Origin of the sequence: Mycobacterium pinniadriaticum, assembly GCF_026242045.1 — a bacterium.
GTDB classification, from domain to species: Bacteria; Actinomycetota; Actinomycetes; order Mycobacteriales; family Mycobacteriaceae; genus Mycobacterium; species Mycobacterium pinniadriaticum.
Window position 1 is genome coordinate 44,929 of the sequence record NZ_JAPJDO010000013.1, and the last position, 19,638, is coordinate 64,566.

Below are 19,638 nucleotides of genomic sequence, written 5' to 3' on the forward strand. Positions count from 1 at the left end.
GGCGGTCCTCCGCTCGCGTCAATTCGACGTGAACAAAGAGGATGCCCCGTGTTGCCGTCGGGTCGGGGGGTCAGACGGCAACACGGAGCTATCCAGTACATCTGTTGCCCGCACGGGTTCGTTACAAACCCGGCCGACTTTTTTCGAGAGCCTTTTACGCCTCGAGAATCGCGGTGACGCCCTGGCCGCCGGCCGCGCAGATCGAGATGAGACCGCGCACCGGCCGCCCGGTGTCCTTCCTCTTCTCCGCGAGCTGTTTGGCCAGCTGAGCCACGATTCGTCCGCCGGTGGCGGCAAACGGGTGGCCGGCGGCCAGTGAGGACCCGTTGACGTTCAACTTGGTTCGATCGATGCGGCCCAGCGCACTGTCCAAGCCCAGCCGTTCCTTGCAGTATTCGTCGGATTCCCAGGCCTGCAGATGGGCCAGTACCACCGAGGCGAACGCTTCGTGGATCTCGTAGAAATCGAAGTCCTGCAAGGTCAGACCGTTGCGGGCCAGCAGACGTGGCACCGCGTAGGTGGGCGCCATCAACAGGCCGTCCGCACCGTTGACGTAGTCCACCGCCGCGGTCTCGGAGTCGACGAAGTAGGCCAGCGGCTCCAGTGAGTGTGATGTTGCCCACTCCTCGCTGGCCAGCAACGCCACCGAAGCTCCGTCGGTGAGCGGGGTCGAGTTGCCCGCGGTCATCGTGGCGTCGCCGTTTCGCACGCCGAAGACCGGCTTGAGCTTGGCCAGCTTCTCCGCGCTGGAATCCGCGCGCAGGTTGTTGTCCCGGTAGAGGCCGAGGAAGGGCGTGACGAGATCGTCGAAGAAGCCACGATCGTAGGCGGCGGCCATGTTGCGATGGCTGGCCGCGGCCAGCTCGTCCTGATCGACCCGCTTGATACCCATCTTCTTGGCAGTGATGGCCGCGTGTTCACCCATCGACAAACCGGTGCGGGGCTCCCCGTTGGTGGGAATCTCGATGCCCAGCGAGGCGGGCAGCTTGCCGACCAGTTTGAGCCGGTCGACGTTCGACTTGGCCCGGCGAAGGCCGAGCAGGGTCCGGCGCAGGTCGTCGCCGAAGCCGATCGGGGCGTCGGAGGTGGTGTCGACGCCGCCGGCGACGGCGACTTCGTAACGGCCGGCGGCGATCCCGTCGGCGGCCGCGACCGCAGCCTGCAGGCTGGTGCCGCAGGCCTGCTGCAGATCGATCGCCGGGGTGTAGGGCGCGAGTTCGCTGCCCAGCACGCACTCCCGCATCAGGTTGAAGTCCCGGCTGTGTTTGAGCACCGCCCCGCCGATCACCGCACCGAGCCGCTCGCCGGCCAGGTCGAAGCGGTCCACCAGGCCGCCCAGCGCCGCTATGAACATGTCTTGATTGGACGCCTCCGCATAGGCGCCGTCCGATCGCGCGAACGGGATGCGGTTGCCGCCGATCACGGCGACCCGGCGACTGTTTCGACTGGTAGAGGCCATGTCAATCTCCACTGTGGGTTCGTTGTCAGATGGGGATACCCAACCCATACTACGCACCGTCCTTACTCTGGAGTAAGTTCGTTCTCGGTCCATCCGCAACGCAAACCCGAAAGGCACGTTCGTGGCTTCCGACCTGTTCTCACAGATCGTCAACTCGGCGCCGGGATCGCTCCTGGCCAAGCAACTCGGCATTCCGCAGCCGGAGACGTTGCGCCGCTACCGGGCCGGCGAACCGCCGCTGGCCGGCTCGCTGCTGATCGGTGGCGACGGCCGCGTCGTCGAGCCGCTGCGCGCGGCGCTGGCCGAGGACTACGACGTGGTGGCCGACAATCTCGGCGGCCGCTGGGCCGACTCGTTCGGCGGGCTGGTGTTCGACGCCACCGGAATCAGCGAACCCTCGCAACTGCGCGGGCTGCATGAGTTCTTCACCCCGCTGCTGCGCAACCTCGGCCCGTCGGCCCGTGTCGTGGTGGTCGGCACCACACCGGATGAGGCGGCCAGCACCGACGAACGCATCGCCCAGCGGGCGCTGGAGGGGTTCACCCGCTCGCTGGCCAAGGAATTGCGGCGCGGGGCCACCGTCGCCCTGGTCTACCTGTCCCCGGCGGCCAAACCCGCTGCGACAGGCCTGGAATCGACGATGCGATTCATTCTGTCGGGTAAATCGGCCTACGTTGACGCTCAGGTCTTCTCCGTAGGCGCCGCGGACTCCACCCCGCCCGCCGACTGGGACAAGCCACTGGCCGGCAAGGTCGGAATCGTCACCGGCGCCGCCCGCGGCATCGGCGCCACCATCGCCGAGGTGTTCGCCCGGGACGGCGCCAAGGTCGTCGCGATCGACGTCGAACAAGCCAGGGAGGCGCTCGAGAAAACGGCAGCGAAGGTGGGCGGTACCGCGCTGGCGCTGGACGTCACCGCCGCCGACGCGGTCGAGTCGATCACCGAACATCTGCGCACGCACCATGACGGCCACGCCGACATCCTGGTCAACAACGCCGGAATCACCCGGGACAAACTGTTGGCCAACATGGACGACGCCCGTTGGGACGCGGTGATCGCGGTGAATCTTCTTGCCCCGCAGCGCCTCACCGAGGGCTTGGTCGCCAACGGCAGCATCGGTGACGGTGGCCGCATCATCGGGTTGTCCTCGATGGCGGGTATCGCCGGCAACCGTGGACAGACCAACTACGCCACCACCAAGGCCGGAATGATCGGCCTCACACAGGCATTGGCACCCGTGCTGGCGGACAAAGGCATCACCATCAACGCCGTCGCACCCGGGTTCATCGAGACCGCGATGACCGCGGCAATCCCGGTGGCCACCAGGGAGATCGGCCGACGGCTGAACTCCCTGTACCAGGGCGGCAAGCCGGTCGATGTCGCCGAGACCATCGCCTACTTCGCCAGCCCGGCGTCGAATGCGGTGACCGGCAACGTGATCCGGGTATGCGGCCAGGCGATGTTGGGGGCGTGAGCACCGTGACCGAACAGCCCAGCGGTGTGCGGAATCTGCTGCGTGCAGCAGCGGGATCGCTACCGTTCATCCCGCGCGGCGACACCCTGCCCAACCGCACGCTGACCGTCGACGAACTCGCCATCGATCCGTCCAACGTCGCCGCCTACGCCGCGGTGACCGGCCTTCGTTTCGGCGACAGAGTGCCGCTCACCTATCCGTTCGTACTGACCTTCCCGACCGTGATGGCATTGATTACCGGCTTCGACTTCCCGTTCGCCGCGATGGGCGCGGTGCACGTCGAGAATCTGATCACCCGCTATCGCCCGATCGCGGTCACCGACACTGTCGGGGTGAAAGTACGTGCCGAGAACCTCCGCGAGCACCGCAAGGGCCTGCTGGTCGACGTCGTCGCCGACGTCAGCGTGGGCAACGAGCCGGCCTGGCATCAGGTCACCACGTTCCTGCACCAGCAGCGCACCAGTCTGTCGGGCGAACCCAAGCCGGAGCCGGCCAAGCGGCCGAAGCTGCCACCGCCCAATGCGATTCTGCGGATCAGCCCGGGCAAGATCCGGCGCTACGCATCGATCGGCGGGGATCGCAATCCGATCCACACCAGTGTGATCGGCGCCAAATTGTTCGGCTTCCCCACCGTCATCGCACACGGAATGTTCAGCGCGGCAGCAGTTCTGGCCAACATCGAAGCCAGCTTCCCCGAAGCCGTGCGGTACTCGGTGAGGTTCGGCAAGCCGGTCGTGTTGCCGGCCAGTGCCGGTCTCTACGTCGATCGGGTCGCCGACGGCTGGGACATCGCGCTGCGCAACATGGCCAAGGGTTACCCGCACCTGACGGGAACCATTCGCGCTCTGTAGGAACCGGTTACGGCGTTACCGGGGAGGCTTCCTTGTCGGCGGGCGCGCCCTTCAGGCCGCGCCAGAACAGATTGATCAACATATCGGCGGCCTCGTCGACATCGGCGTCGCCGGCGCTGACTCGCATCGCGACGGCCTCGCCGGCGCCCACCAGCGCGACCGCCATCATGTGAAAGTCGGTGCCCGGCTCGGGATGCCGAGTGCCGGCTTCCAGCAGCCGGGCCACCATGTCGATGATCTTCTCGCGGCCCTCACGAACGGTGTGCGCAAATGCCTGGGAGCTGGTGGCCTGGGTGTAGAGCACGATCCACGACGCCCGGTTGGCGTCGATGTAGGCCAGCACCGACAAGATGACGCTGCGCAACAGGTCGTGCGGACTCTGTTTGAGATCGATGTCCTCACGCACGGCCTCGATGAATCGGCTCAGCTCGCGGGCCAGGCAGGCCCCGAAGAGCTCCTCCTTGGAGCCGTAGTACAGGTACAGCATCGGCTTGGAGATCTGCGCCTCGGCGGCGATAACGTCCATCGAGGTCTCGTGGTAGCCGTTGACCGAGAACATCTGCACAGCGGCGTCGAGCATTTGCTGCTCCCGGACGGCACGGGGCAACCGCTTGGTGCCACCCGCCATATCGTTGCCTTCCGCGGTCTTTCGACGGGGCTGATCCTCTGGTCGCTTCGCTCCTGCCCGCCGAACCCAAGACCCCAGGCTAACCGCCGCAGCGCGGACTTTGGCCTTTCAGACGCGCCATCCGCAAGATGGAAGTTTCGACGGCGGGCAGCGACAGCTCGCCGGCGTTCACGGCTTTCTCCAGCCGGTCCAGCACCGCGGGCACCTCGTCGGTGGTCACCCACAGCGCGACGTCGGTACCGGCCTGCAGGGTGCGCAGGACGGCCTCGGCCACGCCGTAGCGGTCCGCGATCGCCGCCATGCTGGAGAGGTCATCGCTGAACACCGGCCCGTCGAACCCAGGCCCGCCATATCCCCCGCTGCGCAGCAGACCCACCGCGGCGGGGCTGAGGCTGGCCGGCGTCCCATCGGTCAGTCCGGGTACGTCCAGGTGGCCGATCATGACCGCGACGGGTGCTTCCGTGGTCAGCGTGCGATACGGAATGAGGTCGTCGTTCTGCAGTTCCGCCAGGGGCGGAGTGGTGACCGCGCCGGTATGCGAGTCGCCCGACCCGTGCCCATGGCCCGGGAAATGCTTGAGCACCGGCAGCAGCCCCGCGTCGCGCAATCCGCGTGCGTAGGCACCGGCGTAGGCGGTCACCACGGCGGGATCGTTGGAGAACGACCGGTCCCCGATGACGGTGTCGTCGGCGGCGTCGGTGACGTCGACAACGGGCGCGAAGTCGACCGTGATGCCCAGACCGCGCATCTTGCGCCCACGGTCGAGGGCCAGCTGATACACCTGGTCGGGCGTGTTGGTCTGGGCCAGTACCCGGGCCGACGGCGCCGGCCCGATCAGCGACGACAGCCGCTCCACCCGGCCGCCCTCCTCGTCGACGCTCACGGCCAGCGGCAGCGGCCCCGCGTTCGCGAAATCGGGCAGCGAGCCGTCGGTGAGCATCGACAGGTCGGTCCAGCTGCCGATGAAGATGCCACCGACGTGGTAGGTGTCCACCACAGCGCGGGCGTCGGCGCCGTTCTTGACGCCGACCATCAGCACCTGAGCCAGCTTGTCCCGGGTGGACATCGCGTTCAGCAACCCCGGACCGTCGCCACACGCGGGCGGTGCCGGGCTGGCCGGTGCCGGAGCCGGGCCGGCCAGCGGCTTCGCCGACGACGACGCGCTGGCCGACGATGCGGGCGAGGCGCCGGTGCGTGAGGCAGGAGCTGAGCAGCCGAGGAGAAGCACCGGCAGTGCCGACAGAGCCGCGATTCCGCGGATCGAGAGCAGGCGGGAAGGCATCCGCACATGCTGTCATGGCCGTCGCCGGCGGCCAACCAAGGTTCGTCGCGTGCTAGGTTGGCCAGCGGGTATTCACGCGGCGACCCAGCGGGTGATCGCCCTGTGACCCAGCCGCCCCAACACCTGAGCAAGGAGAACCGATCATGACCCGGTTCGTGGTTCCTGCCGCTGCCAGCATCGTGGTCGGTCTGCTGCTCGGGGCCGCTGCGGTCTTCGGCGTGACGCTGATGATCCAGCAGGACACCAAGCCGCCGTTGTCGCCCGGCGACCCCGCGTCGTCGGTGCTGAACCGCGTCGAATACGGCAACCGCGGCTAGCCTGAGCACGCTCACCGCCGCCTCCCCCGCGGTCACGGAGGCGCCCATCACCACCCCGCCGCTATCGCGGCGCTGGCTCGGTGGCGCCTTCGCCGTCGCGCTGGTGCTGTGCTTCGTGCAATCACCCGGGCTGATCTCGCCCGACACCAAGCTCGACCTGACTGCCAACCCGCTGCGTTTCCTGGCCCGCGCCGCCAACCTGTGGAACAGCGAGCTGCCGTTCGGCCAGGCGCAGAACCAGGCCTACGGCTATCTGTTTCCGCACGGGGCGTTCTTCCTTCTCGGCGACGTCCTCGGAGTGCCCGGTTGGATGACCCAGCGCCTGTGGTGGGCGTTGCTGCTGACTGCAGGGTTCTGGGGCGTACTGCGGGTGGCCGAGGCACTGGGCATCGGGACGACGCCGTCACGGGTCATCGGCGCCGTCGCGTTCGCCCTCTCACCCCGGGTGCTGACAACGTTGGGTTCGATCTCCTCGGAAACCTTGCCGATGATGCTGGCACCATGGGTGCTGCTGCCGGTGGTTCTCGCCCTGCGGGGTGGTGGGGGTCGCTCGCTGCGGGTGCTGGCCGCCCGCGCCGGTCTCGCCCTGGCGTTGATGGGTGCAGTCAACGCGGTGGCCACCATCACCGGGTGCCTGCCCGCGGTCATCTGGTGGATGTGTCATCGGCCCAACCGGGTGTGGTGGCGGTTCAGCGGATGGTGGGCACTGGCGTCGGCGCTGGCGGTGACGTGGTGGGTGGTCGCGCTGCTCCTGCTCGGCCGTATCAGCCCGCCGTTCCTGGATTTCATCGAGTCCTCCGGGGTTACCACGCAGTGGACATCGCTGACCGAAATGCTGCGCGGCACCGACAGCTGGACCCCCTTCGTTGCGCCGAATGCCACCGCGGCCGCCGAACTGGTGACCCAGCCGGCGATGGTGTTGGCCACCACGTTGGTGGCGGCGGGCGGGATGGCCGGGTTGGCGCTGCGCTCGATGCCGGCTCGGGGGCGGCTGATCGCCATGCTGCTGATCGGTGTGGTGCTTCTGGGCGTCGGCTACTCCGGCGGACTGGGCTCAGCGGTGGCGCACCAGGTCCAGGCCTTCCTCGATGGGGCCGGCGCCCCACTGCGCAACGTGCACAAGCTCGAACCGGTGATCCGGATCCCGCTGGTGCTCGGGCTGGCGCACCTGCTCGGTCGTATCCCGCTTCCCGGCAGTGCACCACGACCGGTGTGGGTCCGGGCGTTCGCCCATCCTGAGGACGACAAGCGGGTGGCAGTCGGCATCGTCATCCTGGCCGCGCTGACCGTCGCCACGTCGATGGCCTGGACCGGCCGACTCACCCCGCCCGGCGCGTTTCGCGCCATCCCGGACTATTGGCACCAGGCCGCGGACTGGCTCACCGAACACAACACCGGTCACCCCACACCTGGCCGGGTGCTGGTGGTTCCCGGCGCGCCGTTCGCCACCCAGGTCTGGGGCAACAGCCACGACGAGCCCTTGCAGGTTCTGGGCAAAAGCCCCTGGGGAGTACGAGATTCCATCCCATTGACGCCACCGATGACGATTCGTGCGCTGGACTCGGTCCAGCGACTGTTCGCCGCCGGGCGGCCGTCGGCGGGATTGGCCGATACCCTGGCCCGCCAGGGCATCTCCTATGTCGTCGTGCGCAACGACCTCGACCCCGACAAGTCGCGTTCGGCACGCCCGCTGCTGGTGCATCGGGCCATCGATGGTTCGCCGGGGCTGCAGAAGGTCGCCGAGTTCGGCGAACCGACCGGCCCGGGCACCCTGGAGGGCTTCATCAGTGACAGCGGATTGCGGCCGCGGTATCCAGCTGTCGAGATCTATCACGTTGGCGCGCAGGGCAATCCTGGTTCGCCGTATCTGACCGATGCCAGCCGTATGGCGCGGGTCGACGGCGGACCCGAAGTATTGCTGCGCATTGACGAACGGCGCCGCCTGCTGGGCCAGGCTCCGCTGGGGCCGATGCTACTGACCGCCGATGCCCGGCGCGCGGGACTGCCGGCACCGCTGGTCACTGTCACCGATACCCCGGTCGACCGGGAAACCGACTATGGCCGGGTCGATGACCACTCGTCAGCGGCCAGAGCCGAGGGCGACCGGCGCAACACGTTCAACCGGGTGCCCGACTATCCCGTCCCGGGCGCCAAGCCGGTGCACGGCATCTGGGCCGGAGGACGGTTGTCCGCCTCGAGCTCGTCGTCGGATGCCACCGCGCTGCCCAACGTCGCACCGGCCAGCGGTCCGGCCGCGGCCGTCGACGGCGACCCGGCCACCGCGTGGGTGTCGAACTCGCTGCAAGCCGCGGTCGGACAATGGCTGCAGATCGACTTCGACCATCCCGTCACCAACGCGACGTTGACCATCACACCGAGCGCCACCGCCGTCGGCGCCCAGGTACGCCGACTCCAGGTGTCAACCGAAAATGGCACCACCACAGTCCGTTTCGACGAACCGGGCAAGCCACTGGTGGTGGCCCTGCCGTACGGAGAGTCGCCGTGGGTGCGGATCACGGCGGTCGGGACCGACGACGGCTCGTCGGGGGTGCAGTTCGGCATCACCGACCTGTCGGTGACCCAGTACGATGCCTCCGGTTTCGCCCACCCGGTTGACCTGCGGCACAGCCTGGTGGTGCCCGCGCCGCCGAGCGGGTCAGCGGTCGCGGCTTGGGATCTGGGCTCCGAGCTGCTCGGCAGGCAGGGCTGCGCGGACTCCCCCGACGGCGTGCACTGCGCGGCGTCGATGGCGCTGGCCTCCGAGGAACCGGTGAACCTCAGCCGGACCCTGACGGTGCCCAAAACGATCGAGGTGCTCCCCACGGTATGGGTGCGCGCCCGGCAGGGTCCGCACCTGGCCGACCTGATCGCCCAGCCGGGCACCACCCGGTCGCACGGCGATGCCGACCTCATCGACGTCGACGGATCGGCGTACGCCGCGACCGACGGGGATCCCCGCACCGCATGGACCGCCCCGCAGAATGTGGTGCAGCACCACAGTGCCCCCACCCTGACCGTGACGCTGCCGAAGCCGGCCCTGGTCACCGGCTTGGAGTTGACCCCAAGCTCCTCGGCACTGCCCACTCATCCCTCGATGGTGGCGATCGACCTCGGGGACGGTCCGCAGACCCGCCGCCTGGGGGCCGGCCCGCAGACGGTATCGCTGCGACCGAAGGTCACCGACACGGTGCGGATCAGCTTGCTGAACTGGGATGACGTAATCGACCGCACCGCACTGGGTTTCGATCAGCTCAAACCGCCCGGCCTGGCTGAGGTGGCAGTGCTCGGCCCTGATGGCAAACCCGTCGCGGCCGCCGACGCCGCCGCAAACCGCAAGCGCACCATCGACATCCCGTGCGGCCAGGGGCCCATCGTCGCGGTATCGGGCCGGTTCGTCCAGACCTCGGTGACCACCACGGTGGGGGCGTTGCTGGATGGCCGGCCGATCCCGGCCCGCGCGTGCGACCCTACCCCGATCACCCTGCCGGCCGGCCAGCAGGAGCTGTTGATCAGCCCCGGCTCGGCGTTCGTCGTCGACGGCGCCCAGCTGGCCGGACCGCTGGCGGATCAGATATCCACCGCACCAACGACACTCGCCGATGTCAGCAGTTGGGGTCCGGACCGCCGGGAGTTCGAGATCGGCCGGTCACCCACCGCCCGGGTGCTGGTCGTGCCGGAGAGTGTCAATCCCGGATGGGTGGCCCGCCTGTCCGACGGGGTCACCCTGACGCCGGTGGTCGTCAACGGCTGGCAGCAGGGCTGGGTGGTGCCCGCCGGCGAGCAGGGCACCATCACGGTCAGCTTCCCGTCGAACCGCGCCTACCGGATCGGACTCGCCGGCGGGCTGTCGCTGCTGCCGCTTCTCCTGCTCCTGGCGTTGGTGCCGCCACGCCGACCGCCGCGGCGCCGGGATCCGGCCCGACCGTGGACACTGCCGGTGCTGGCCGGGGCCGGGGTTTTGGCCGCCGGTGGGCTCATCGCCGGAGTCGGCGGGCTGGTGGTGTTCGGGGCGGCCATCGTGCTCGGCTATCTTCTGCGCCGTCGAACGGGCCTGCGCGACCGGGTAACACTGGCGGCCAGCGCCTGCGGGCTGATCGCGGCCGGCGCACTGCTGTCGCGGTACCCGTGGCGCTCGGTCGACGGCTACATCGGCCACTCACCCTGGGTCCAGGGGTTGGCCTTGGTCGCGCTCGGCGCGCTGGCGGCCTCGGGCGTCGGACGGCCACCACCTCGAGCTGACGCCGAAACCACCGAGGACACAAGCATTTCTCGTTAATGTGCCCGGTATGACAGTGTCTGATGTGACAGCGTCGTCGCAGGTCGAGACCGTACAGGGACCGATCTCGACCGGCGACCTGGGTGTGGTGTTCATGCACGAGCACGTCTTCGTGCTCTCGCCGGAGATCATCGCCAACTACCCCGAGGGGTGGGGCGATGAGGCCGCCCGGGAGGCCGACGCCGTCACCAAGCTCAACGAGCTGAAGGCCCTCGGCGTGGACACCATCGTCGACCCGACGGTGATCGGGCTGGGCCGCTACATTCCGCGCATCCAGCGGGTCGCGGCGCAGACTGACCTGCAGATCGTGGTCGCCACCGGGATCTACACCTACAACGACGTCCCGATGTACTTCCACTTCAACGGCCCGGGAACCCTGCTGGACGGCGCGGAGGTCATGACCGACCTGTTCGTCCGCGACATCACCGAGGGGATCGCAGACACCGGCGTCAAAGCGGCAATCCTCAAGTGCGCCACCGACGAACCCGGCCTCACCCCCGGCGTCGAGCGGGTGCTACGCGCAGTGGCCCAAGCGCACCGGCAGACCGGCGTGCCGATCACCACGCACACCCACGCCCTGACCCGGCGCGGCCTGGAGCAGCAACGGATCTTCGCCGAGGAAGGCGTCGACCTGACCCGGGTCATCATCGGGCACAGTGGCGACACCACCGACCTGGGCTATCTGGAGGAACTGATCGCGGCCGGGTCGTATCTCGGTATGGACCGGTTCGGCCTGGACAACATGCTCAGCTTCGACGACCGGGTCGACACGGTCGCGCGGATGTGCGAACGAGGCTACGCCGCCAAGATGGTGCTCTCCCATGACGCGTCGTGCCATATCGACTGGCTGCCGGAGGAACTGATACCGATCGCACTGCCCAACTGGCACTACCGCCATATCCACAACGACGTACTGCCCGCGTTGCGCCAACGCGGGGTCACCGAGGACCAGATCACCACCATGCTGGTGGACAACCCCCGCACCATCTTCGCCAGGCAAGGTGCCTATGAGTGACCAGATTCCCCCGATCGGAACCCGGATGAGCCAACTCGCCGCCGAGGAACCCGATCGCCCGGCTGTGAGCTGTGATGGCCGGACCCTCACCCGCGCGCAGTTGGAGTCGGCGTCCAACCGGTTGGCCCGTGCCTATGCCGAGTTGGGCGTCAAACAGGGCGATTACGTCACGATCGCGGTGCCCAATTCGATCGAGTGGGTGCTGGCGACAGTGGCGGTGTGGAAACTCGGTGCGATTCCCCAGCCGTTGTCGCCGAGGCTGCCCGATGCCGAGTTCGAGGGGCTGCTCGACCTCAAGCCGCGCGGCCTGCTGGTGGGCCTTGCGGATCCGCGTGGTGTGGTGCCGTCAGTGGATGCCGACTTCACCGGAAGCCCGGATCTGTCCGACGATCCACTGCCGGAAGCGGTTTCGCCGTCGTGGAAGTCGATCGCCTCCGGCGGCAGCACCGGGCGGCCCAAGCTCATCGAAGCCGGTGGGGAGGGGCGGATCCCGGCCGAGCTACTGGCGATGTCGATGGGTAACGAGCCGACCGACACCCAGTTGGTGCCGGTGCCGTTGAGCCACAACACCGGGTTCACATCGGCCACCATCGCGCTGCTGACCGGACAACACCTGGTGCTGCTGCCGCGGTTCGACCCGGAACGTTTCCTGCGGATCATCGGTGAATACCGGGTCAACTACCTGACCACCGTGCCCACGATCATGCAGCGCCTGCTGCCGGTCTATCACGCCAACCCCGACGCCTACGACCTGTCGTCGCTGCGCCGGCTGTGGCATGTGGCCGCCGTGTGCCCGCCGAACGTCAAGCAGGCGTGGATCGACCTGCTCGGCCCGGATGCGGTGTGGGAACTGTACGGCGGCACCGAACTTCAGGCTTTGACGTTCATCAGCGGATCGGAATGGCTGACCCATCGCGGGTCGGTCGGCCGCGTGGTGGCCGGCGAGATGAAGGTGCTCGACGACGACGGCAATGAATGCCCGCCCGGGGTCCTCGGGGAGATCTACATGCGGCCGAACGAGGGCGCCGGACCGACCTATCGCTATATCGGCAGCACCGCCAAGTCCCGCGACGGCTGGGACTCACTCGGCGATCTGGGCTGGTTCGACGATGAGGGGTATCTATACCTGGCCGATCGACGGGTCGACATGTTCACCGTCGGCGGGCGCAACGTGTACCCGGCGGAGATCGAGAACGCTCTGTCCGAGCATCCGGCCGTGCTGTCCTGTCTGGTCGTCGGGGTTCCCCACGAGGACCTCGGCCAGGTGCCATACGCGTTGATCCATACCGACGGCACCGCGCTCGACGACGGGGAGGTGACGACGTTCGTGGCACAACGACTGTCCGACTACAAGGTTCCGCGCGCGGTCGAGTTCGTCGACACCCCGCTGCGCGACGACGCCGGCAAAGCCCGCCGGTCGGCCGTGCGGGACGAGGTCATCGCCCGGCTGGGCCGCTAGTCCGGTGATTTCGGCGCGCTTTCGTTCGCCCGTCAGCGGCGAAAAACGCGCCGAAATCGCTGCGCCAGAACAACGATCATCGCGCGATCACCGGCTCGGGCGCATCGCTGACCGAACTGTCCAGCGGCGGCACCGGCGCCCGTCGGTACTCCCAGCGCCGCAGCGCGTTCCGGCACGGTGACTCGACAAGCGCATAGCTGACGGCCGCCATCGCGAAACCCAGCACCAGTGTCATCACCAACACGACGATCAGATTGCCGTTGAACATGAACTTGCCGACCATCGGGAAGACCATCACCAACGCCGCGAGGTGCCACACGAACAGCCCGTAGGACCACCGGCCCAGGGTGACCATGACGCGGCCGCCCAGGATCGGGTGGGCGGTGTCGGGACGGTCGAGCACCAGCGGCGCCAGCAGCGCCCAGGCGACAATCGCCCCCATCGACGTGCGAACCACGAACTGCCCCAACGTCGCCGGAACCAGGTCCTTGGGCCCGGCCAGCGGTGAAGCCGAGATCAGATACGCCACCAGCGCGATACCCGTGATCGCCCAGCGGTTCCGGGCCAGCTTGTGCGCCCACCCCGGCGGGCTGACAGTCCACTCGGCCAGCAGCATTCCCGCGGCGAACCACGATGCGTAGGCCGGCGGCCAGTTCAGGAAGTTCACGCCCTGTGCGGTGTGGATGGGGAGCAGGCCCCAGCCCAGGCTGGCCAGCGCCACCGCCGCGATCACCGGCACCCGGGCCCGCACCGGCAACCGGCGCGCCAGAAGGGCCAGGATCGGGAGTGCGAGATAGAAGCTGACCTCCACCGACAGGCTCCACATCTGGGTCAGACCGGCGGTCAGGGTGAGCGGGACGTAGACCTGCGTCAACGTGAGGTTGGCCCACCACACCGTGAAGTTGGCGTGGTTTGCTTCCGGCAACAGGGTCAGGATGACGACGACCGCCACGACATATCCGGGCATGATGCGCACCAGGCGTGAGCGCAGATAGTGACCCGTCGGCGGCCGGTGGCGCCGTCCCCGGGCCGCCGCCGCGTGACCGCGCCAGAGCAGGAAACCCGACAGCGCGAAGAACACCGCGACGGCCAGGTCGAAGCGGTGCAGCAGCCGTCCGATCACCGGGCCGGTGGTCCCGGTCTGGAAGGCGACATGGGTGAGGACGACGCCCATGGCCGCGCAGGCTCGCATCCCTTCCACGGCGGGCAGGAAACCGCGGGTGCCCCCGACCTGCTCCGCCTGCACTGTCATGGAGCCAGTCTGCCGGGCCAGGCGTTGCCTGCGAAAGTGGGTACACCTGGGCTGCGGTGATGACCTCCTAACGAGCCGGTGCCCCGGCCGCTGCTGTTAGGGTCAGACACGTTTGCTTCGCCGTCAGGCGACGCAGAGCACGATCGGGAGCGAGGGAGGCCACGGCAGCGTGAATCGCGCGGGCATGTTGCGTATCACGGCATACGGCATCATCGGGCTCGGGGCCGCCCTGCTGATCGCCGCGCTGCTGTTGTCGACCTACACCTCCGGCAAGATCGAGAAGATTCCGCTCGACATCGACGAGACGTTGGTCAGCGACGGAACCGGCAGCGCACTGGATCCGTCGTCGCTCTCGGGCGAGCAGTTCGTGATCGACAAGAACGTCCCCCTGGTGTCGCAACAGCAGATCACCGTCGAATCGCCGGCCAACGCCGATGTCGTGACCTTGCAGGTCGGTACCAGCGTTCGGCGCACCGACAAGCAACAGGACAACGGGTTGCTGCTGGCCATGGTCGATACCGTGACGGTGAACCGCAGCACCGCGATGGCGGTGTCCGATGACACCCACCCCGGCGGATCGGTGCAGAAGCCGCGGACCGTGGAGGACGACAAGCCGCCGACCAACATCGCGTTGCCGCACGAGGGCCTGGCCTACCGGTTCCCGTTCAACACCGAGAAGAAGACGTATCCGTACTTCGACCCGATCGCCCAGAAGGCCTTCGACGCCAACTACGACGGCCAGGAGGACGTCAACGGGCTGACGACCTACCGGTTCACCCAGAACGTCGGGTACGACGCCGATGGCAAGTTGGTCGACCCGATCAAGTACGCGTCCCTCTACGACAACGATATCGACGGCGAGGTGACCGCGCGCGCCTCGCAGTGGGGCCTGCCCGGACCGCCGGACGAGCCGATCACCATGACCCGCTACTACGCCGCACAGCGCACATTCTGGGTGGATCCGGTCACCGGGGTGATCGTCAAGGAATCCGAGCACGCCAACCATTACTACGCCCGCGACGCGCTGCGCCCGGAGATGGAGCTGGCCGACTACAAGGTCACCTCGACCGAGCAGACCGTCGAGTCGCGGGTGGCCTCGGCGCGCGATGAACGCGACCGGGTGGGGCTGTGGTCGCGGGTGCTGCCGATCAGCTTCACGGCGGCCGGCCTGGTGGCGCTGGTCGGCGGGGTACTGCTGGGGACGTTCAGCATTCGTGCCGAGTCCGCGCTGATCGATCCCGGCCTGGACACCACCGACCATGGCTTCTTCGGCAAGGACGAAACCGGGCCGATGCCCGCCGCCGAGGCTGCGACCGAAAAGCTGCCCGCGGCGAGACCGGATCTGGAGCCCCCGCCGCCCCAGCGGTGAGCTCGGGATGACCCAGGCACGCCGGGCGCTGGAGTGGGTGGTGCCGGGATATGCCCTCCTGCTCGCACTCGCGGTGACCGCGCCGCTGCTGGCCCCCGGCTATCTGCTGCTACGCGACGCGGTGTCCACCCCGCGTTCGTACCTCACCGACACCGCCCTGGGGCTGGGTGAGTCGGCGCCGCGCGCGGTGCCGCAGGATTTTCTGATCGCTGCGGTGTCCCCGGTCCTCGACGGCGGCGTCGTCGTCAAGGTGCTGCTGATCGCCGGACTGTTTCTGGCCGGCTGGGGCGCGGCACGGTTGTCCGCCGTCCTAGTCCCCGACGCCGGGATCGCCGGCCAGGTGGTGGCCGCCACCGTTGCGGTGTGGAATCCGTATGTCGCCGAGCGGCTGCTGCAGGGGCACTGGAGCCTCCTAGTGGGCTACGGCTGCCTGCCCTGGGTCGCGGCCGCCATACTCCGGCTGCGCGACACCGAACCGGGCCCGGGATGGGCGCGGTGGGCGGTACCGGTGTTCTGGATCGCGCTGGCCGGCCTGACGCCGACGGGTCTGTTACTGGCCACCCTGATGGGGCTGGCCTGCACCGCGGTGCCCGGCGGCGGGGTGTCGCGGCCGCGGTGTGTGACCGGGGTGCTGATCACCGCGCTGCTCACCGCGCTGCCATGGCTGGCGGCCGCGGTGTTGGGCAACGGACTGGGCTCGTCACCGGCCTCCGGGGTGGTCGCGTTCGCCGCTCGCGCCGAACCGGGCCTGGGCACCCTCGGCAGCCTGGCCGGCCTGGGCGGGATCTGGAACGCCGAGGCCGTTCCGTCCTCGCGGACCACCCTGGTGGCGTTGCTGGCGACGGGGGTCCTGCTGGGTGTCGTCGCGGCCGGGTTGCCGACGGTGCTGCGCCGCCGCGGCGCGATCCCGCTATCGGTACTGGCCGTGGCCGGAGTGCTGATGCCCGCGGTCCTGGCCACCGGGCCGGGGTTGTCGGTGCTGCGCGCGCTGGTCGAGGCGGCCCCCGGGGTGGGGGTGCTGCGGGACGGCCAGAAGTGGGTCGCCCTGGCGATGCCGGGTTATGCCGTTGCCGGCGCGGCCGCGGTGGTGACGCTACGACGTTGGCTGCGCCCGGCCGTCACCGCGCTGGTGTGCGTTGTCGCGTTGGTCGCGGTGCTGCCCGACCTGGCCTTCGGCGCCTGGGGCAAGGTCGGGTCGGTGCGCTATCCGCCGGGGTGGTCGACCGTGGCCGGCATCATCAATGCCGCGCCGGCGGATGTGGCCGTGCTGCCCGCCGACAGCATGCGCCAGTTCAGCTGGGCCGGCTCGGCTCCCGTGCTCGACCCGTTGCCGCGCTGGGTTCGCGCCGAGGTGCTGGCGACCGGCGATCTGACCATCTCGGGCCAGTCCGTTCCCGGCGAGGGCGGCCACGCCCGCGTGATTCAGCGGATGCTGCTGGTCGGGGGCCACCCCGCGGCCCTGGCCGAGGCCGGGGTCGGCTGGTTGGTCGTCGAATCCGGTAGCGCGGGCACGACAGGGGACGCCCAGCGCACGCTCCAGCTCCTGCCGGTGGTCTATCGCGATGCCGATCTCGCGCTGTACCGCGTCGGCGGGGTGAGTCGGGCTGCGCCGCACGGGAAACGGGCCGTGGTCATCGCCACTCACCTGGTATGGCTAGCGCTGCTGATCGGGGCCGGGGCCACTGTTCTGGTCGGCCGACGACGCACGCGCGCTCGTTTCGCCCAAACCGACGAACCGCCGCGCAAGTTCGAGTAGATCGCGCCAAAACGTCGATCTCGGCGCGGTGGAATCAACCCCTGACGCGCTCAGTCGGTGTGGTTGCCATAGCGCTGGCGGTACTCCTCGTGGATCTCGGCGTCGCGCTTGCGGGCGCGTTCGTCCACCAGCGCCGGATCCAGACCATGCTGACGGAGCCGGTAGGTGCGCCAGATCTTGTCCAGCGCGTGGGTGAAGTACAGGAACGGCAGGATCAGCAGGGCCGTCATCGCCAAGTGCATCGGCACGGTGGTGGGAATCAGCCATAACGGAGCCGTCATCAGCAACCCGGGGAGGATCACCCGGATGAACGTACGGCGCTGCGCGCCCTTTCCGGTCACGTCGTTTCGCACCCAGTCATGCATCGACGGCGGCAGGACCTTGCCGTAGCAGTAGGCGATGTACTGCGCAGGGTTGGGACGGGTGCTGTCGCTCATAGCCTTCGTACTCCTAGATCACACCGCTGACACGGGTTCCAACGTGCACCGCTTCCAGGACATTCCGCATGGCGTCGGCGCTCTGCCGCCAGGAGAAGTCCCGGCTGCGGACTTTGGCCTTGGCGCCGAGCTCGTCCCGCAGGACATGTTCGGCCAGCAGGTATTCCAGGCGATCGACCAAGCCGTCATGGTCGTCAACCAGCACACCAGTCACGCCGTCGATGACTGAATCGGTGAGGCCCCCCGAGGATCGGTAGCCGATGGTCGGCACACCGTGCTGGGCGGCCTCGATGACGGCCAAACCCCAGCCTTCTTTGCGGGACGGCAACACATGCACCCAGGATCGTTGTACGACATCGTGTTTGACCTCGTCGTCGACGTGACCGTGGAAGGTCACCGCATCGGAGATGCCGAGGCGCTCGGCCCGCTCGACCAGCCGGTCGTGCCACCACCCCCCGCCGACGATGTCCAGGTGAAGACCGGCGATGCGAGGCCGGAGTGCGGCCACCGCATCCAGCACGTCCTCGATCTGCTTGTGCGGCACCAGCCTCGACAGCACGACGACCCGGGGGGTCGGCGACCGCTGGCCGGTGAGAGTCTCCGGTGGCGCCTCGTCGAGGCCGTTGCGGACCACGGCGATCCGCGCGGCGTCGACACCGAGGTCGGACAAATCCCGCGCCGACGGCAGGGAGACCGTGACGTACTGGTTGCGCCGGTGCAGGCGCGGGGAGAGCCAGGACTCGACCAGCCAGCCCAACCGACCGACGAAACGACCGGCGACCGGCCACTGTTCGCGGTGGCAGTGATGGACCAGCACCGCCACCCGTCGTCCGAACGCGAGCCGAGCCAGGAACGGCACCCCGTTCTGGGTGTCGATGACGACGTCGGGACGCACCCGCCGCAGCGGGCCGAGCCCCAGCCGCGCGGCGACCATTGCCAGTCCCGCCCAGATGTAGACGCTGTAGGGCCCGCCGCCGCGGCTGATGGTGACGCCGTCGACGACCTCGCGGCGGGGGGCGCCCCGGTACCGGGCAGTGCGCAGGGTTACGGCGATGCCCGAGGAGGCCAGCAGCGTGCCAATGCGCTGGACGTAGGTTTCGCTGCCGCCGCCCTGTGGGTGGCCAGTGTCCCGCCAGCACAACAGCAGGACGGAGCGAACGGTGGTGGACATCGGGGTTCAGCCTAGCCCCGGATCGAGTTTCACTTTCTGCAGAGTCGTACTCGAACTTTTCCTGCGAAACGTGCAATTCGACGCGTGGATAGGGTGAGCCGATGGCCGTCACCGACCTGTTCGCCCAGCGCGCAAGGCTAGGCCGTTCGGTACGGCTGCTGTCCGAATTCCGTCACGAACAACGCGACCCGGCCCGCTTCTACGGCGCCCTGGCCGCCGACACCGCCGACATGGTCGACGATCTCTGGCGGGCCACCCACCCTGAAGACCCCGCGGGGCACACTGTCGTCGACGTCGGCGGTGGTCCCGGCTACTTCGCCACCGCGTTCACCCGCGCGGGCTGGACCTATGTGGGCGTGGAACCCGATCCGAGCGAGATGCACGCCGCCGAACACCTGCGCCAGGCGGGACCGGGCTCATTCGTGCGGGCATCCGGGATGGCCCTGCCGTTCGCCGACGGCAGCGTCGATGTCTGCTTGTCCTCCAACGTCGCCGAGCATGTGCCCCGGCCGTGGCAGCTCGGTTCGGAGATGCTGCGCATCACCCGCCCCGGCGGGCTGGCGATCCTGTCCTACACCGTCTGGCTCGGCCCGTTCGGCGGACACGAGATGGGTCTGACGCACTATCTCGGTGGCGCCAGGGCGGCCGCCCGCTACACCCGCAAGCACGGCCGGCCGCCCAAGAACAACTACGGGTCGTCGCTTTACGCCGTCTCGGCGGCCGACGGCCTGGCCTGGGCGGCGGGCACCGGTGCACTGGTCGCGGCTTTCCCGCGCTACCACCCGCGATGGGCCTGGTGGCTGACATCGGTGCCGGGTTTACGGGAGTTCCTGGTGAGCAATCTGGTGCTGGTGCTGCAGCCCCCGATCCCGGCGAAATGAACAGGTTCTAG

The 19,638-nt window shown here is 68.6% G+C and carries 15 protein-coding genes; 9 read left to right on the forward strand and 6 right to left on the reverse strand.

The genetic code is table 11. The features are described from left to right. Positions 1-154: 154 nt before the first annotated feature. Positions 155-1,459, reverse strand: coding sequence for an acetyl-CoA C-acetyltransferase (locus ORI27_RS16350; RefSeq protein WP_265998055.1), 1,305 nt, complete (start codon positions 1,457-1,459; stop codon positions 155-157). Positions 1,460-1,580: 121 nt separating this feature from the next. On the opposite strand from ORI27_RS16350, the gene ORI27_RS16355 reads away from it, so the two are divergent. After that, a complete protein-coding gene (locus ORI27_RS16355) occupies positions 1,581-2,933 on the forward strand; it encodes a 3-oxoacyl-ACP reductase (RefSeq protein ID WP_265998054.1) in 1,353 nt (450 codons plus the stop codon). Next, entirely contained in the window at positions 2,906-3,784 is an 879-nt protein-coding gene (locus ORI27_RS16360; protein ID WP_266073999.1) for a MaoC/PaaZ C-terminal domain-containing protein, read from the forward strand. The genes ORI27_RS16355 and ORI27_RS16360 overlap by 28 nt, the downstream gene beginning before the upstream one ends. Before the next feature lie 7 nt (positions 3,785-3,791). Here ORI27_RS16360 and ORI27_RS16365 read toward each other — a convergent pair whose 3' ends face one another. Both ORI27_RS16365 and ORI27_RS16370 read right to left on the reverse strand, forming a co-directional pair. After that, a complete protein-coding gene (locus ORI27_RS16365) occupies positions 3,792-4,412 on the reverse strand; it encodes a TetR/AcrR family transcriptional regulator (protein ID WP_265998052.1) in 621 nt (206 codons plus the stop codon). 79 nt (positions 4,413-4,491) lie between these two features. Continuing rightward, positions 4,492-5,694, reverse strand: coding sequence for a glycoside hydrolase family 3 N-terminal domain-containing protein (locus ORI27_RS16370; RefSeq protein WP_323055615.1), 1,203 nt, complete (start codon positions 5,692-5,694; stop codon positions 4,492-4,494). A gap of 143 nt (positions 5,695-5,837) precedes the next feature. On the opposite strand from ORI27_RS16370, the gene ORI27_RS16375 reads away from it, so the two are divergent. From ORI27_RS16375 to ORI27_RS16390, 4 genes are read left to right on the forward strand one after another with little or no spacing between them, the layout of a single operon-like run. After that, complete coding sequence (locus tag ORI27_RS16375) at positions 5,838-6,011, forward strand: DUF2613 domain-containing protein (RefSeq protein ID WP_082690271.1); 174 nt, start codon at positions 5,838-5,840, stop codon at positions 6,009-6,011. A gap of 46 nt (positions 6,012-6,057) precedes the next feature. After that, positions 6,058-10,287 (forward strand): alpha-(1->3)-arabinofuranosyltransferase, encoded by a 4,230-nt coding sequence (locus ORI27_RS16380; protein WP_265998104.1) that lies wholly within the window; start codon positions 6,058-6,060, stop codon positions 10,285-10,287. Between the two features lie 10 nt (positions 10,288-10,297). Beyond that, on the forward strand, positions 10,298-11,302 hold the full coding sequence (locus ORI27_RS16385; RefSeq protein ID WP_265998051.1) for a phosphotriesterase family protein: 1,005 nt from the start codon (positions 10,298-10,300) through the stop codon (positions 11,300-11,302). Continuing rightward, positions 11,295-12,761: an AMP-binding protein gene (locus ORI27_RS16390; protein WP_265998050.1), complete on the forward strand. Its 1,467-nt coding sequence runs from the start codon at positions 11,295-11,297 to the stop codon at positions 12,759-12,761. The genes ORI27_RS16385 and ORI27_RS16390 overlap by 8 nt, the downstream gene beginning before the upstream one ends. Before the next feature lie 76 nt (positions 12,762-12,837). On the opposite strand, the gene ORI27_RS16395 is transcribed toward ORI27_RS16390, so the two are convergent. After that, the gene (locus tag ORI27_RS16395) at positions 12,838-14,013 is read right to left on the reverse strand and encodes an acyltransferase family protein (protein ID WP_265998049.1); all 1,176 of its coding nucleotides are present in this window, start codon (positions 14,011-14,013) and stop codon (positions 12,838-12,840) included. A gap of 169 nt (positions 14,014-14,182) precedes the next feature. Between ORI27_RS16395 and ORI27_RS16400 the strand changes: the two genes are divergently transcribed. Both ORI27_RS16400 and ORI27_RS16405 read left to right on the forward strand, forming a co-directional pair. After that, positions 14,183-15,382, forward strand: a complete 1,200-nt coding sequence (locus tag ORI27_RS16400; protein WP_265998048.1) for a DUF3068 domain-containing protein — start codon at positions 14,183-14,185, stop codon at positions 15,380-15,382. A 7-nt stretch (positions 15,383-15,389) separates the two neighbouring features. Further along, on the forward strand, positions 15,390-17,138 hold the full coding sequence (locus ORI27_RS16405; protein WP_265998047.1) for a hypothetical protein: 1,749 nt from the start codon (positions 15,390-15,392) through the stop codon (positions 17,136-17,138). Positions 17,139-17,188: 50 nt separating this feature from the next. Here the strand turns inward: ORI27_RS16405 and ORI27_RS16410 are convergent, their stop codons facing one another. Both ORI27_RS16410 and ORI27_RS16415 read right to left on the reverse strand, forming a co-directional pair. Next, positions 17,189-17,575, reverse strand: a complete 387-nt coding sequence (locus ORI27_RS16410; RefSeq protein ID WP_265998046.1) for a DUF5313 domain-containing protein — start codon at positions 17,573-17,575, stop codon at positions 17,189-17,191. 13 nt (positions 17,576-17,588) lie between these two features. After that, on the reverse strand, positions 17,589-18,746 hold the full coding sequence (locus tag ORI27_RS16415; RefSeq protein ID WP_265998045.1) for a glycosyltransferase family 4 protein: 1,158 nt from the start codon (positions 18,744-18,746) through the stop codon (positions 17,589-17,591). A 101-nt stretch (positions 18,747-18,847) separates the two neighbouring features. On the opposite strand from ORI27_RS16415, the gene ORI27_RS16420 reads away from it, so the two are divergent. Then, positions 18,848-19,627 carry a class I SAM-dependent methyltransferase gene (locus tag ORI27_RS16420; RefSeq protein ID WP_265998044.1) on the forward strand — a complete coding sequence of 260 codons (780 nt, stop codon included), beginning with the start codon at positions 18,848-18,850 and terminating at the stop codon, positions 19,625-19,627. Positions 19,628-19,638: the final 11 nt, after the last annotated feature.